Origin of the sequence: Legionella jordanis, assembly GCF_900637635.1 — a bacterium.
Taxonomy (GTDB): domain Bacteria; phylum Pseudomonadota; class Gammaproteobacteria; order Legionellales; family Legionellaceae; genus Tatlockia; species Tatlockia jordanis.
This window is the reverse complement of record NZ_LR134383.1, coordinates 2,136,614-2,151,514: the sequence shown is the minus strand read 5'-3', so window position 1 is coordinate 2,151,514 and position 14,901 is coordinate 2,136,614. Positions and strand designations below refer to the sequence as shown.

Here is a 14,901-nt window from a genome sequence, read left to right as displayed (position 1 = left end):
CAAAAAAAAGACAAATATCGTTTATACTTTTCTGTTTAAATTAACAGTGTGGGCGCTATGCTTAAAGATGCATTATCACGGATGGCTGATGTTTTTTTACCTACCGTCTTGATGCGTGGTCAAGAATACCAGCAGAAAGGTCATGTATTAAATATCCGTTTAAGCGATGGCCTGCTCAAAGCACGTGTGAAGGGGCATTCGAGTCAAATCTATGATGTTCACATTGATTTGAAAACTTGGCCTAAAAATGCAGCCCATTGCAGTTGCCCTTATCGATTGGATTGCAAACATGCTGCCGCTGCGCTTTTTTCCTTGCAAGTTAGGGAAAATGTCAGCATTCCAGCCCCTTCACAGGAAAAAACCAATCAGTCGCTGGATTCATGGCTCGCTGATTTACGCGAGAAGACCACAAGTAAAATCGTAAAGGACAGCTCCTATCAAATCCTTTATTTCCTAAGTCCAGTGTTCCAAGGTTATGAGCACCGAATTTCGATTCAATTAGCCATGGCGAAGCGGCTAAAGAAAGGAGGCTTTGGTAAAAAAGCTCTTTTTAACAGCGTCACTGACAGTCGAAGGCGATATTTTTCACCGGCTGATGATCAAATCATTCCTGCATTGATGGAAAAGAACAACGTTCAATTCTGGTTTGAGAAACTGGTCATCCGTAACAGCGAATTGTTGGAAGAAATTCTTAAAACCGATAGAGCCTATCTGGATGGTAGGGAGGGAATCAAACTGAATTTAGGCGAGTCTTTGGACGCAGCTTTAACCTGGGAATTAAACCAGGACAGCAAACAATATCCAAAACTTAAGGCAGATGGGGAAGAGGTTCTGCCTTTATTTCTAGACAAAGTATGGTATTTCGATGAAGACGAACATCGTTTGGGTTTATTAAAATTTCCATATGCACTAAGCCATCTCAAGAAAACCTTGGATATGGAGCCTGTGGCTTTGGAGAAGGTTTCCGCTGTTGCAAAGGAGATGGAATTGAATCAGCCCGATATTCCCCTCCCTACTATTTTTAAGGAAAAACAAACTCGGGCCATCAAGCCACATACACTGATTCGTTTTGATGCCATGGAATTGGCGGAAGAACCGTCGCATCCTTCCAGGATGAATCAGCATTTTTTATTTGTTGCTGATGTTTTGTTTTCTTATGATGATCGTTTAATAAACAGTAAAGATCCTCATAAAATTTTATGGAAAGCAGAAAACCATTGTTTGATTGAAATGGCTCGTGATTTGATTTTTGAGAAAACGGTCCTTGGTGAAATTGAGCAGATTTTATCCCTTCGAAGTCCCACGGTTGCGGAGAAATTGTGGTGCAATTATGACATCAGCGAAGAAAGAATTCTTACTCATGTTCAGACGGAGGATGATTTGCCAAGGCTTTATAATCAGTTGATTCCTGCCTTGGAGAAAAAGGGTTGGCAAGTTGAATTTGCACATCCTGTCTATGAAGAGATTGTCAATGCCGATGAAGTGGAATGGTATTCCAATATTGAGGAAAGCGGCCATGACTTTTTCTCGTATGAATTAGGAATTCTTGTTGAAGGTAAGCCAGTTAGTATTGTGCCTTTAGTGGCGGAGCTACTCGGTAAAATCGATCGCCAAAAAATTGAAGAGTTGTCGGACCAGGTCCAAGTAAAAATTCCTCTTCCTGGTGGTAAAACATTGCGAATAGGATTAGGCCGCTTAAAGCCCCTCATTCGATTTTTATTGCAGTACGGCACACGTCATTTTAAACATCAAAACGACTTACGCATTTCCCGCTATCAACTGCTGTTGATGCGTGAAACCGAGTTGGCCTTAGCCGCTGCTTCTGCACGCTGGCAGGCTTCAGAGCGAATTGGACAACAACTTAAGCAGCTCGGCCATTTAAAAAGTTTGCCCGAAGTGGAAATGCCCCGTGGATTGAATGCGGTGCTTAGGGATTATCAGCGAGAGGGTCTTAATTGGCTGCAATTTCTAAGGAAAAGTCACTTTGGCGCTGTTCTTGCTGATGACATGGGCCTTGGCAAAACGGTGCAAACCCTGGCACACCTGCAAGTCGAAAAAGAGCAAGGACGTGTCAACCGGGCCAATCTTATTGTGGCACCCACAAGCCTCGTTTTAAATTGGTTTGAAGAAGCCAGGCGCTTTACCCCCAAACTAAAGGTGTTGGTTTTTCATGGCGCAAGCAGGCACGCTGACGAATTCGATGATTATGATCTGGTCGTTTCTACTTATGGCTTAATTCAGCGAGACAAGTCTCGGTTTTTAGATTATTCCTTTTACTATCTAATTTTGGATGAGTCGCAGTCCATTAAAAATGCAAGAACCAAAACCACACAAATTATCCAGCAAATTAAGGCTGAGCATCGCTTGTGCCTATCGGGAACGCCACTTGAGAATCATCTCGGTGAACTTTGGTCCCTTTTTCATTTCTTAATGCCAGGTTTATTGGGTGATGCCAAACAATTTCGCCAATTTTTCAAAAATCCTATTGAAAAGGAAGGCGACCTGGAAAGAAGGCAGCTTTTGGCCAAGCGTGTTCAACCGTTTATTCTTAGACGCACTAAAAACCAAGTTGCGCAGGAATTACCGGCCAAAACTGAAATGACGCGTACCATTGAACTGTCCGGATCACAAAGGGACCTTTATGAAGCCATTCGCATGAGCATGGAAAGAAAAATTCGCGAAGCCATTGCCAAACAAGGAATGGAAAAAAGCCATATCCTCCTTTTGGATGCACTGTTGAAATTAAGGCAAGTCTGTTGTGATCCCAAATTGCTATCAATGCCCGAAGCCGAAATGGCTTATGGGAATTCCGCAAAACTAAAAGCTTTACTCGAGTTACTGGACAGTTTGCTGGAAGAGGGAAGACGCGTTCTTATTTTTTCCCAATTTACTTCCATGCTGAAATTGATAGAGGAAGAGCTTAAAGGTCGAAACTACGAATATCTTAAATTAACAGGACAAACCCAAAACAGGCAGGCTTTGGTCAATCGCTTCCAAGAAGGAACTACGCCTATATTTTTAATCAGTTTGAAAGCGGGTGGAACTGGTTTAAATCTAACGCGTGCCGACACAGTCATTCATTATGATCCCTGGTGGAATCCTGCTGTTGAAGATCAGGCAACAGACAGAAGTCATCGGATTGGTCAGGAAAACCCTGTCTTCGTCTATAAATTAATAACCGCAGGCACAGTGGAAGAAGCCATTCTCGCTATGCAAAATAAAAAGAGGGAGTTATTTGAAGGAATATTGTCGGACAACCGGGATGCAATGATTAATTTAAGCACGAAAGACATTGAGCAATTTTTTGCTCCTTTGCCTAATCACTAAATGCTTCGCTCAGTTTAACTCTAACTTCTAAGGCTTTGATAAAATTTTTTTTCCAGCCAATTGCAAACCAGAACATCATAGCCTATTCTTTTTGTGAGAAAAATTATGGAGAAACTCTCATGAAACAATGGAAGGCCTTAGTTGCATTTGTGTTAGCTGTTCTGTTTATTCCCGCTGCATTAGCCCAATCTCCAGCAGGGACCTGGACAACTATTGATGATAAAACCGGCAAGAAAAGAGCGGTTATTCGTCTTAACGTCTCTGGTGGTACTTTGAATGGAACGGTTGTAAAAGTGTATCCTCAACCTGGTGATACCGGTGTTTGCTCCAAATGCCCTGGTGCTTTCAAAAATAAACCCATCCAAGGTTTACAAATTGTGTGGGGCTTAAAAGATAAAGGCAATGGTGAATGGGACGGTGGTCAAATCCTAGATCCTAAAACCGGAAAAGTCTATCGTGCCAAAATGACTGTTCAAGGCAACAAACTCTATGTTCGTGGCTATGTTGGCATGTCCATGCTCGGACGTACGCAAGTTTGGGTTCGCTAATAGAATTGAGTTGATGTAAAAAAAAGGCACACCCAGGTGTGTCTTTTTTTTTATTCAGCATTACAATAGCAGCAGTTCGCAGATTATTATTCGATTATGGCCGCCGAAATCAAAGTTCGAAAAGACACAGTCAACACCTTAAAAGCACCGCCTCATTCCGCTGAAGCGGAACAAGCCATTATTGGCGGATTGATGCTGGATAATCATTCTTGGGATGTCATCAGTTTAAAATTATGTGAAGCCGATTTTTACCGCACCGAACACCGGGTTTTGTTTCGCGCCATCAGTGATTTGGCTAAAAAAGATCAGCCATTTGATGTAGTAACCTTATTGGATATTTTAAAATCCAACCATCAACTCGATGATGCAGGTGGCGAAACTTATCTGTTTGAATTGGCAAACAATACACCGAGTGTCGCTAACATCAGTGCTTACGCGGATATCGTTCGCGAAAAATCGGTGCAAAGACAGCTCATCACTGTGGCCAATGAAATTGCTGATTCGGCATATAACACCTTGGGGAGGGATGTAACTGAATTATTGGACGCCGCTGAAACCAAGGTATTTGCCATTGGTGAACAAACAGGAGGGGATGGCGGTCCTGAAAGCATCAAATCCATTCTGGTCAAAACGGTTGAAAAAATTGATATGCTTTATAACAATGGCGATGCCTTAACGGGTTTAGCCACAGGCTTAAAGGATTTCGACGAAAGAACTTCGGGTTTACAGCCTTCTGATTTGATCATCGTAGCGGGACGTCCTTCTATGGGAAAAACCAGCTTGGTCATGAATATGGCTGAACATGCTGCCATTCAAGGTGGAAGGCCTGTGTTGGTGTTTTCCATGGAAATGCCTGCAGATTCCCTGGCTATGAGAATGATGTCGTCCTTAGGCCGGATTGATCAACATCGACTCCGCACCGGAAAATTACAAGACGACGATTGGCCAAGGGTCACATCCGCTGTGCATTTACTGTCCGAAGCGCCCTTGTTTATTGACGATACTCCAGCTTTAACGCCGGCTGAAATGCGTGCCCGCGCCAGACGTTTGGCCAAAGAACATGGCCAATTAGGGCTTATTGTGGTGGATTATTTACAATTGATGAAAGTTCCTGGCTTTAAAGCCGATAATCGCACAGCTGAAATTTCAGAAATTTCACGAAGCCTTAAATCTTTAGCCAAAGAATTGGAAGTACCAGTGATTGCGTTGTCGCAATTGAATCGAAGCCTTGAGCAACGTCAGGATAAACGGCCGGTGATGTCCGACTTGCGCGAATCCGGTGCAATTGAGCAGGATGCCGATTTGATTTGCTTCATTTATCGGGATGAAGTCTACAACGAAGACAGTCCTGACAAAGGAGTTGCCGAATTGATCATAGCCAAGCAGAGAAATGGCCCTATCGGTAAAGTACGAGTGGCCTTTCTTGGTCAATACACACGCTTTGAAGATTTGGCTTTTAACGGCTACCAGGGAGTTGACGAATAACGTGACAAGACCGACCCGTGTGCAAATTGATGCCAAAGCACTAGTGCACAATCTAAATGCAGTGAAGCGCTATGCACCAAACAGCAAAGTCATTGCCATGGTGAAAGCCAATGCCTATGGTTGTGGCCTTGCTTCGGTCATTCCTGTTTTGGAAGGGCAAGTGGATGCTTTTGGAGTGGCTTGCATTGAAGAGGCAATGGCCATTCGCTCCCTTGGTAGCCGAAGTGATTGCGTTCTGTTTCAAGGCGTGTTTAGCGCGGATGAGCTGCAGTTGGCTTCCACACATCAATTTCAATGCGTGATTCATCAGCCGCATCAATTACAGTGGCTGTTAAACCAAACTCTTCCCAGCAAAATTAAAGTATGGGTGAAGGTGAACACAGGCATGCACCGTTTGGGTTTCCCTACTCAGGACATTTATGAAATCATTGAGGCTTTAAGCCATTGCCCATGGGTGGATTCTGAAATTGGTTTAATGACTCATCTGGCTTGTGCAGATAATCCTAAGGAACCCAGCAATGAAAGACAGCTCCGCCTCTTTAATGAGCTTAGTCTTCCTTCGGTGAAACTCACCAAAAGCATCTGTAATTCGGCAGCAATTATGTCTTTTCCTGATGCTCACGCTGAGGTAGTCCGTCCAGGCATCATGCTTTACGGCGTTTCTCCTTTTGCTGAAACAACGGGGCAAGACATCGGTCTTATGCCAGTAATGCGTTTTATTTCTGCCATTAGTGCTATCAACCATTATCCAGATAAGGCGCGAATTGGCTATGGGGGCGTCTGGCAAACCTCAAGACCTTCAACCATTGGCATTGTGGCAGTGGGTTACGGTGATGGTTATCCAAGACACATTGCCGCCAACACAGCCGTTTGGATTAATGGCTTTAAAGCCCCTATAGTCGGGCGAGTGTCCATGGATATGCTAACGGTCGATTTGACGGATGCTCCTGACGTAGCTGTAGGCGATGTTGTTGAATTGTGGGGACCACATATTCCAGTGGAATCAATTGCTTCTTCAGCAGGAACCATTGCTTACGAATTACTTTGCCAATTTTCTCCCCGCATCCGTCAGATATAAAGGTTTAAAATTGGACAAAATATGGATAATATCTAATCGTAATGCTAGAATGGCAACCGATTTTACAATGATACTCAGGTGAATCATGAAAAAAATAGCAATAGTATCTCTTTCTTTATCCATGTTTCTTGCCGGTTGTGCGCAAGTGACCAATGAAGGGGTGGGTACTGTCACAGGTGGCGTTATTGGGGGACTCATTGGTAGCCAGTTTGGTGGAGGCTCTGGAAAAGTTGCTGCTGCTGCCGGTGGTGCTTTATTAGGAGCATACCTTGGTGGCAATATTGGCCGTACCATGGATCGTCTGGACAGACTTGAAATGCAAAAAGCTCTGGAAACTGCACCAACCGGAAGAGCGGTGGTTTGGCAAAATCCAGACACCGGTTACCGCTACACCGTTCAACCAACAAGAACTTATTACAGCAACAGCCAGCCTTGCCGAGAATACATCACAAGAGCAATGATTGGTGGAAAATCCCAGCAAATTTATGGGAAAGCTTGCCGTCAAGCAGATGGTTCCTGGAAAGTTGCCAGTTAAAAATGAACTCTGCCCTTTCTTTGGAGGGGCAGAGCTTCTTCTAATGTGAATTTATTGGGAGCCCATATTACAAGAGATCTGCTCTTCGCTTTTGACCTCTTCTGTACCGTAGGCATTTTTTAGGTTCTCAATGAATTGAGCCGTATTCGTTTTTTCTTCTCTTTCTTCGGCTTTAAACTTTAATCGATGTTGGTTAATGACGTTCTGGTTCTTCTCAAGCCAGGTATTTAACACTTCACCAACTTGTTTGCCATGGTTTGTAGGGTCTTGCAGAAGCGTTTTCAACTCTCCCAAGGCTGAAATTTTCCTTTCGGGGCTGCGCATGAATGGATTCCAGCTGGATTGAAGCCCTTTAATATGTTGTTCAAGTTCTCCCAACAGTTGACTTATTTTACCTTGCGAAGCCTCTTTTCCATTGGTGGAAACAGTTTTTTTGGTTTGCTGCAACTGTTCCTTCATATTTTGCGTAATCTGCCTCGACGCTGCATTCGTGGGTGCCTTTGTTTTAATCGATGATGGATTCTTCAATGAAACATCAGAATGGTTAGCCTGGGTTGCAACAGCGCCTGTAGCTTTTACTTGAGGTGGGGTAGCACTTTGTTTTTGTGTAACCTGTGCATGGGACTTTGTCTGGTTCGTATGACCGATTGCTGCCTTGCTATGCGTTTCGGAGGGAGTATGGCTTGCGGTACCAATCGGCCCCATGGCAGGATTTGGGAAGGATGTTTGGCTTTGAGTTGGACCCTCTCTGTTCATGCCACGGATTGGCGTTGATTGAGTCGTGGGGCCTTGTTTGCTCATGTCAAAATTCGAGGAAGACGGTTGACTGTGGCTAGGGCCTTGTCTACTTGTGCCATGAGTCTGCGAAGGCGTATGGCTGGAAGTATTCATCGATTCCATGGCATTAATCGGGGATGAAACACCTCTTGCCCCTCCCATGGCATGAGTCTGGCTTTTAGACTGGGATGAAACACCTCTTGCCCCTCCAATGGCATGAGTCTGGCTTTCAGACTGGGATGAAACGCCTCTTGCCCCTCCCATGGCATGAGTCTGGCTTTCAGACTGGGATGAAGCGCCTCTTGCCCCTCCCATGGCATGAGTCTGGCTCTGAGTTGCTGGCTGAGGATTCGGTGGAGTCCACATAACATGAGTCTGGCTTTGAGTTTGACTTGGAGTACCAATTGGTCCCATCGCATGGTTTTGTGTGTCTGCTTTATTTTGAGTGGTAGCGCTCTGGACTGCTTGTTGTTGTTTGCCAAAATTAAACTGCGCTGCAAACGCTTTGCCTAAGGCAACTTGCACAGTGGGGCTGGAATTAACCAAGGCATTTGGGTCAGAAATGTGTAATCCACAACCACTTCCTTCGTTCTCATCTGAGTAATAATACCTTCCACGGGAACTTGCATTGTATAAAGTCAGGTGTTTGCTGGCTTCGGCCAGCTCTCCCTCTCGGTTGAAAACGCTTTCTAATTTCTTTTGCCCTGCCTGAATCGAAGTAAGGCCTGGTTGAACCGGGCAAATGGATGATTCTGACACTAATCCACTACCAATATGTGGGTATTGAAACTTTGAACCTGAAAATAACTCTGGCAGTACTGTGTCTGTCATAAGCGCAGGCATCCTATCTTCCAGGTGAGTCGGGTATATCGAAGTGACTGAACCAGCTAAGGCGGGGGAATTGAATATCTTATCTTCAAGGACTTGCCCTTCAATTTTAACGCGCCATTGTCCAGGTGCAGTTGTACTTTCATAAAGGCTAATGCCATCGTTTTCTACTGCAAGTTGAGCTTTGAGCTCGCTCATTACTAATTCGGCAGTTTGCTTGTCATAAGGGGGGAGAACAACTGGTTATTTGCAGAATTTTCTTTCCAATCACTTTTAAGCTTGGGATGCAAGGAAGCCAAAATTTGAGTGGCAATTCTTCTTTTTGCGGAGTCAGACAGGTTTATTTTCTCCCTTTTTGAGGAGGACTGTGTAGTAGTTGCAGCCTGACTTAAATTCGCATCCTGTTTTTGTGTTTCAGGATGAACGGAGACTTTGTTAGACATGTAAGGGTTTGGCGATGCCTGAGATGGCGTTCCAGTGACATTTTGCGTTTTTGATGTAGGGACTGCTTGATTCACGGCATCTCTAGATTGAGGTGTAGCCATGGTGTAAAGGTGCGCTTCACTATTATCCTGCGAAACCGGCTTAGGTGTGGCGTTGTTAGTCGCTCCTCTAGATTGAGGCGACGCCATGGTGTAAAGATGTGCTTCACTATTTTCCTGTGGAGCGGGCTTAGGCGTTGCATTGTTAGTTGCTCCTCTAGATTGAGGTGACGCCATGGTGTAAAGGTGTGCTTCACTATTTTCCTGTGTAGCGGGCTTAGGCGTTGCATTGTTAGTTGCTCCTCTAGATTGAGGTGACGCCATGGTGTAAAGGTGTGCTTCACTATTTTCCTGTGTAGCGGGCTTAGGCGTTGCATTGTTAGTTGCTCCTCTAGATTGAGGTGACGCCATGGTGTAAAGGTGTGCTTCACTATTTTCCTGTGGAGTGGACTTAGGCGTTGCATTGTTAGTTGCTCCTCTAGATTGAGGTGAAGCTATGGTGTAAAGGTGTGCTTCATCATTGTCAGCTAAAACAGCTGTAGATGCCCGGTTGCTTTTTGGCTCTGGGTTGGTTTGAGCCTGAGCATTTCCAGGGTAAGAGGTGCTGGGTTGTGGATAGCCTATTCCAGATGAAGGAGTGACTCCAATGGCCTGATTGTGAACACTGGCTGCCCAAATAGCCTGCGCTTGATAAGCATTCGCTTGTTGTCCAATAGCATAATATGAAGCTGGGTCCACAGGTGCTGTTTGCGCAATCGGCTGCACAAAATTAGTTGGCGTGGGTTGAACAGCATTGGCTGCCCAAATAGCTTGCGCCTGGTATGCATTGGCTTGTTGCCCAATAGCATAATAGGAAGCCGGATTCACAGGAGCCGTTCCGGTCACCGGCTGCGCAAAATTAGTTGCCGTGGGTTGAACAGAATTGGCCGCCAAAATGGCCTGTGCTTGGTATGCATTGGCTTGTTGCCCAATAGCATAATAGGAAGCCGGATTCACAGGAGCCGTTCCGGTCGCCGGCTGCGCAAAATTAGTTGCCGTGGGTTGAACAGAATTGGCCGCCAAAATGGCCTGTGCTTGGTATGCATTGGCTTGTTGCCCAATAGCATAATAGGAAGCCGGATTCACAGGAGCCGTTCCGGTCGCCGGCTGCGCAAAATTAGTTGCCGTGGGTTGAACAGAATTGGCTGCCGAAATGGCCTGTGCTTGGTATGCATTGGCTTGTTGCCCCACAGCATAATAGGAAGCCGGATTTACAGGAGCCGTTCCCGTCATCGGCTGTGCAAAATTAGTTGGCGTGGATTGAACAGCATTGGCTGCCAAAATGGCCTGCGCCTGATAAGCATTAGCTTGCTGACCAATGGCATAGTAGGAGGCTGGGTTGACTTCAGGCGTTTGCGCCATTGGCTGAACATAATTCGTCATGGGTTGGACAAAATTGCCCTGGGTAACTGGGACTTGGTAAGGATTTGCCTGCGCAACCCCAAAGCTATACCCAGAGGCCAGATTAGGATTATTCGGCCATTGGGCCTGTCCCATGGCAGCATTGGCAGCGACAGGAGTAGGATTGCTTTGGAGTGGCTGGACAACCTGATTCGCGGTTGGACCAATGTTTGTGAAATCAAATGTTGGATCGTAACTGACCTGATGTCGCTGGACTCTAAAAGGCAAGGATTCCGCGGCAATTATATTGGCCTGGCTGTCATCAAAATAATGAATGTCCGTTGTAGGTTGAATGATATTCTGATTCGACATGCATTGATGTAAAAAGCTCAGCTGACCATTTTTATGAATGTTTTGCTGCTGAAGAGTGGCTATAGTACCGTTAAATTCATCCGCACTGGAAGCATTGATCCAGCTTACTAAGACAGGTGTATTAGATCCTTTCACCTGATATGTTGTGACAGCATAGGGTCCAGAGTATTGAGTGTTTACAGGTGTGAATTCTTTATCTCCAAGCATTCTGGAAAGAAACCCGGCCACCATGCTGGGGTTATTGTGGAAGGTTGCAATGGCAGAGGCTTGTTGATCATTATGGATGAAGAAGGATTCAGCTCCTGGTTTACGATTTCTATCGAACTCCTCTTTTCCCAGTTGATACATGTCCGCTTCACTTGCATTGGGAAATAAGGCTCTTTCCGTGTGTTTAAAAGTATGATTGACAGTTAAGGTTTGATCAAAATCAAACAAATGGACAGTATTTGGCATTTTTGGTCACAATTGATCAATATATAATTAAATGTAGCAAGTTAATACAATGATAGCAGAATATAAGCGAAAAATAATCCATTTTGTACAAATTATAGAAAATGTAAAAACTGATTGTGCTATATATTAAATAAGAATGGATGAAATCCCCATTTTAAGGATTGGGAGTTTTACTATGGCTCACCTAATTTTTTCAGCTTTGCCACAACCCAGGCGTTCTATTATTTACGTAAGCCCAACCCTTACAGCTGCTGAATGCGTTAAAAAAATGACTGAGGATGATATTGGAGCGCTGGTTGTAAGGGATGAAGAGAAACTTTACGGTATTGTTAGCGAGCGGGATGTGCTGCGCGCCTGTCTTTATAATGGTTTGAATCCTTTTAGTACCCCCGCAGCGGATATAGCTTTTACCGCAGTAAGTTTATTAAATTTATTTGATCCCGTTGAAAAAGCGATGGAAGTCATCACCCAAACCAAACGAAGACATGTACTGATTGAAGACAAAGGTGAAATTGTTGCCATTCTTTCTATTGGGGACTTGCTGCTTCACCTGCTGGAAGATAAGACTCGCGTCATCGAGCAGTTAGAAAATTATATTCACACCTATTAAGCTATCTGTCTCGCATTCATCTCAGTGATTGGGTTGTCACTCCTGAAAAATAATGTATAGTGGAGCATTATGAATGAAGGGTTTGAGTATGCGACTGATACTAAAGTGTTTTTTTAGCATTCTCTTGAGTCTTTTTTTGATCGCTTCCTGGGCAAAAGATTCGACTTCCACATGGGTTAAGCAAACCGACAAGCAACTTAAGATACCGGTTTATTTATTTTTATCCTCTACCTGTCCTTATTGCCATAAGGCGGATGAATTTTTCAAGACTCTTGAAGCTTCTCCCTGGCTTGAGGTTCATCGATACTTCATAAACACCGATAAATCAGCCTTAGCGACTTTTAATAATTTTCTTGTGCAACAAAACAGCAGTAATTTTAGCGTTCCTGCGTTCTTTTTTTGCAATTCACACTGGATCAGTTTTGCGGATGCACAAAGCACCGGGAAAACTCTGTTGCGGGCTTTAACCTTTTGTCGAGACGAAGTACAGAAAAATGGTCAGTTAACTGAAACAACAACAAAGGTTTTGCGCCAATGGGCCAATGCCAACTGGTATGAAAACAGCATTACTGAATATCCTTCGGCCGCCAATTTTATTGTATTGATGGCGATAAGTGATAGTTTAAATCCATGCTCCCTTTTTTGTTTTCTGGCCTTGTTTGCTTTTTTATGGTTAGTTGACAATCCGCGACTAAAAGTGGTTGCGGGTTTCTGTTTTATCTTTGCTGTGGCTTTGATGCATGCCTTACAACAAATTCCAAATGCCCTGTTCATCCAGTGGTTGAGCTGGATGCGCTTGCCTGCAGCCTTCATTGGTTTAGCATTGGCTGCATACGCCTTGAATTATTTTCGCAATTTAACCCGCCAAAGGCCCTATGCTTTTTTAATGTTGGTGGTATTGAGTGCGCTGGCAATACAGGCCTTTATGCAAATCTGTCTACCTAATTTTTCTCTTATTTTTGAACAGTGGCGAGTTAATCAGCCATTTTCCAAAGCAGAGGTCATTCTGCTGGAAATCATTTACCAACTGATATATGTCATGCCCCTGCTGATTGCCATGTTGATTTTCGGGTGGTTGCCCAGGGCAAATCGGGTTAAAAGACACAGTAAAACCTTAAGCAAAACCGCGCAACTGTTGCTGTTATTGACAGCGCTTTTACTAGTAATTTATCCGGTCTGGCTCTCAGTTTTTGGCATTTCAGTGCTGGTGTTGGCCGTAGCTATCCTTGCTGCTGTTATCTTTCGCTCAAAGGATCCGCTCTTTTTCTAGAGCAGGTTTATTGAAGTGCTGCCACCTCTAACTTTGGGCCACCCAGCCTGATCTCCTCCAGGGATTGATTAATTTCTTTCAATCGTTTGGTGTCGGCCCCGTTCACATCTACGATGATTTGCAAGATGTCTTTAATGGCTGAATCTTGTTCACGTTTGAGGCTGGTGGAGAAAAAGCCATATTCTCGGGAATGAAGCTGCTGTTGGAGGGCACTAATCATCTCCTTCAACCCTGTTTTTCCAGTTAAAAAATCATCCACGATTCTCTTATACAGAACAGGGATATCTTCTTGGCGCTCGTTGAACATAAGCCGCATATTATAAAAGCACATTTGCTCCTGGATTCGTTTCTCCAGGTTATTAACAGCTTCCTGCCTTCGGGAGCTGCGGCCAGAAATGGCATGGAATTGGTTCCAGTTGTTGATTGCCTCCTGAACATTTTGCAGCAGAGCAAGTGTTTTTTCAGGATGGCGGTAATTGCCAAACTTGGAAAACCGTTCCACCACCTCATGTAGGCGAAGCGTTCGATCAGAAGGATAGTCAAAAATAACGGAACTTTCCTTTTGCCATTTCATCCATTCATCATTGATTAAAGATTGCATTTGATAGTGAGTGTGTAAAGCTGGGGCGTGAGCCTTGATATACTCGAGTGTGACACTTCTTGGGTCTAATCGGTTAATGCTGATGTAATCCTTGATAAGAGCTGTCAACTCAATCATGTTCTGATCCGAATAAATTCGTTTATTTTCGGAAAGAGCGAAGTAGGGAATTTTTGTATGATTATTGATGATTCCCAAATCCCTGAAAAAGGCCATAGCTTGGTTGGTTTGTTCATAATCCGGTTTGAAATGCCCACTGCCACCATCGATCATCTGCGGTTCTCCACGAGGAATTTCCGCTTGCCCAGCCATAAACATTGGCAAATGGGAATAACTGTCGGCGTAGGAGGGGTGCAAAATGGCTTCGGGATCAAACAATATCGAAGTCCGGTCTGGAGCCAGGCTTCGTCCAAGGAAAAAGCTGCCATTGCAGTGAACGGTATAAATGCCACGTTGTTTATAATCTTCATCCTGCATCGTGAATGTGTCTTTCGCTTTGATGGCCAATTTATCGGTGGAGACGTAATCAAAACCCAGTCTTCTCTCGTCTTGTTTTCCAGTAATTTTAAATTTTATCAGTTTGGATTGATAAGGAAGAATTCGAAATTCCTCCAGTTCCTCGGCGGAGTAACTCTTCTCTTCAACCTTTGAGCGATAGGCCCAGAAATTATCTTCTGAATCTCGGCCTCCCAGTTTTAACAGATTGGCACTGCGTTTTAAGTTGGAATGAAATTTATTAAACTGTTCCTGAATTTCTTCTGAAGGGCGTTCCTGATGACTTACAAACAAGTTCACTGGATCATTGCTTACATCCCCGGGTTGTGGACGAGCCCAGGGCATAAAAAAAGAGTCATAGGGACGAATTTTTTCTCTTAATGCTATTTTTTCTCGAATTTCTTCCGCGTCTTTCCCGTTAATAATGTGAGCAATGACGTCGATGACTGAAGAAGCTAATTCTTGATGATTAGGGCTTGATGGCTGTGATTCAGCATGATGAAGCAAATGAATAAGATGATCAAAGCGTTCATAAATGGTTCTAGCATTGTACACGCTTCTTAGGAGCTGTTCGGCTTCCTTGTCAGGATTCGTTTTGGTCTTCCTTTTCCAATCGTCTACCGACAAGAGAGTTGGAAATGGCATAGTTGCTTCACTCGTAAT

At 44.2% G+C, this 14,901-nt stretch carries 10 protein-coding genes; 7 read left to right on the top strand and 3 right to left on the bottom strand.

Annotated elements, in window-relative coordinates:
• Positions 1 to 57: 57 nt before the first annotated feature.
• From EL203_RS09545 to EL203_RS09525, 5 genes are all read left to right on the top strand, one after another.
• The gene (locus tag EL203_RS09545; RefSeq protein WP_058469803.1) at positions 58 to 3,327 is read left to right on the top strand and encodes a DEAD/DEAH box helicase; all 3,270 of its coding nucleotides are present in this window, start codon (positions 58 to 60) and stop codon (positions 3,325 to 3,327) included.
• 119 nt (positions 3,328 to 3,446) lie between these two features.
• Complete coding sequence (locus EL203_RS09540; protein WP_058469802.1) at positions 3,447 to 3,875, top strand: DUF2147 domain-containing protein; 429 nt, start codon at positions 3,447 to 3,449, stop codon at positions 3,873 to 3,875.
• Positions 3,876 to 3,971: 96 nt separating this feature from the next.
• Complete coding sequence (gene dnaB / locus EL203_RS09535; protein ID WP_058469801.1) at positions 3,972 to 5,360, top strand: replicative DNA helicase; 1,389 nt, start codon at positions 3,972 to 3,974, stop codon at positions 5,358 to 5,360.
• Between the two features lies 1 nt (position 5,361).
• Complete coding sequence (alr, locus tag EL203_RS09530) at positions 5,362 to 6,438, top strand: alanine racemase (RefSeq protein ID WP_058469800.1); 1,077 nt, start codon at positions 5,362 to 5,364, stop codon at positions 6,436 to 6,438.
• Positions 6,439 to 6,523: 85 nt separating this feature from the next.
• On the top strand, positions 6,524 to 6,973 hold the full coding sequence (locus tag EL203_RS09525; protein WP_058469799.1) for an RT0821/Lpp0805 family surface protein: 450 nt from the start codon (positions 6,524 to 6,526) through the stop codon (positions 6,971 to 6,973).
• A gap of 51 nt (positions 6,974 to 7,024) precedes the next feature.
• On the opposite strand, the gene EL203_RS09520 is transcribed toward EL203_RS09525, so the two are convergent.
• Together EL203_RS09520 and EL203_RS09515 are read right to left on the bottom strand one after the other, a co-directional pair.
• Positions 7,025 to 8,776 carry an SEC24 family transport protein gene (locus EL203_RS09520; RefSeq protein ID WP_126320113.1) on the bottom strand — a complete coding sequence of 584 codons (1,752 nt, stop codon included), beginning with the start codon at positions 8,774 to 8,776 and terminating at the stop codon, positions 7,025 to 7,027.
• A 2-nt stretch (positions 8,777 to 8,778) separates the two neighbouring features.
• Positions 8,779 to 11,265 (bottom strand): hypothetical protein, encoded by a 2,487-nt coding sequence (locus tag EL203_RS09515; protein WP_126320112.1) that lies wholly within the window; start codon positions 11,263 to 11,265, stop codon positions 8,779 to 8,781.
• Between the two features lie 175 nt (positions 11,266 to 11,440).
• On the opposite strand from EL203_RS09515, the gene EL203_RS09510 reads away from it, so the two are divergent.
• Both EL203_RS09510 and EL203_RS09505 read left to right on the top strand, forming a co-directional pair.
• On the top strand, positions 11,441 to 11,875 hold the full coding sequence (locus tag EL203_RS09510) for a CBS domain-containing protein (RefSeq protein ID WP_058469797.1): 435 nt from the start codon (positions 11,441 to 11,443) through the stop codon (positions 11,873 to 11,875).
• An 88-nt stretch (positions 11,876 to 11,963) separates the two neighbouring features.
• Positions 11,964 to 13,145, top strand: a complete 1,182-nt coding sequence (locus tag EL203_RS09505) for a thioredoxin domain-containing protein (RefSeq protein WP_082888215.1) — start codon at positions 11,964 to 11,966, stop codon at positions 13,143 to 13,145.
• 7 nt (positions 13,146 to 13,152) lie between these two features.
• Here the strand turns inward: EL203_RS09505 and EL203_RS09500 are convergent, their stop codons facing one another.
• The gene (locus EL203_RS09500; RefSeq protein ID WP_058469795.1) at positions 13,153 to 14,883 is read right to left on the bottom strand and encodes a hypothetical protein; all 1,731 of its coding nucleotides are present in this window, start codon (positions 14,881 to 14,883) and stop codon (positions 13,153 to 13,155) included.
• Between the last annotated feature and the right edge of the window lie 18 nt (positions 14,884 to 14,901).

What these genes read in the sequence shown, in the direction of transcription:
- EL203_RS09545 (WP_058469803.1), top strand. Translation starts at nt 58, where the DNA reads ATGCTTAAAGATGCATTATCACGGATGGCTGATGTTTTTTTACCTACC.
- EL203_RS09515 (WP_126320112.1), bottom strand. Translation starts at nt 11,265, where the DNA reads ATGCCAAATACTGTCCATTTGTTTGATTTTGATCAAACCTTAACTGTC.
- EL203_RS09510 (WP_058469797.1), top strand. Translation starts at nt 11,441, where the DNA reads ATGGCTCACCTAATTTTTTCAGCTTTGCCACAACCCAGGCGTTCTATT.
- EL203_RS09505 (WP_082888215.1), top strand. Translation starts at nt 11,964, where the DNA reads ATGCGACTGATACTAAAGTGTTTTTTTAGCATTCTCTTGAGTCTTTTT.
- EL203_RS09500 (WP_058469795.1), bottom strand. Translation starts at nt 14,883, where the DNA reads ATGCCATTTCCAACTCTCTTGTCGGTAGACGATTGGAAAAGGAAGACC.
- EL203_RS09525 (WP_058469799.1), top strand. Translation starts at nt 6,524, where the DNA reads ATGAAAAAAATAGCAATAGTATCTCTTTCTTTATCCATGTTTCTTGCC.
- dnaB (WP_058469801.1), top strand. Translation starts at nt 3,972, where the DNA reads ATGGCCGCCGAAATCAAAGTTCGAAAAGACACAGTCAACACCTTAAAA.
- EL203_RS09540 (WP_058469802.1), top strand. Translation starts at nt 3,447, where the DNA reads ATGAAACAATGGAAGGCCTTAGTTGCATTTGTGTTAGCTGTTCTGTTT.
- EL203_RS09520 (WP_126320113.1), bottom strand. Translation starts at nt 8,776, where the DNA reads ATGAGCGAGCTCAAAGCTCAACTTGCAGTAGAAAACGATGGCATTAGC.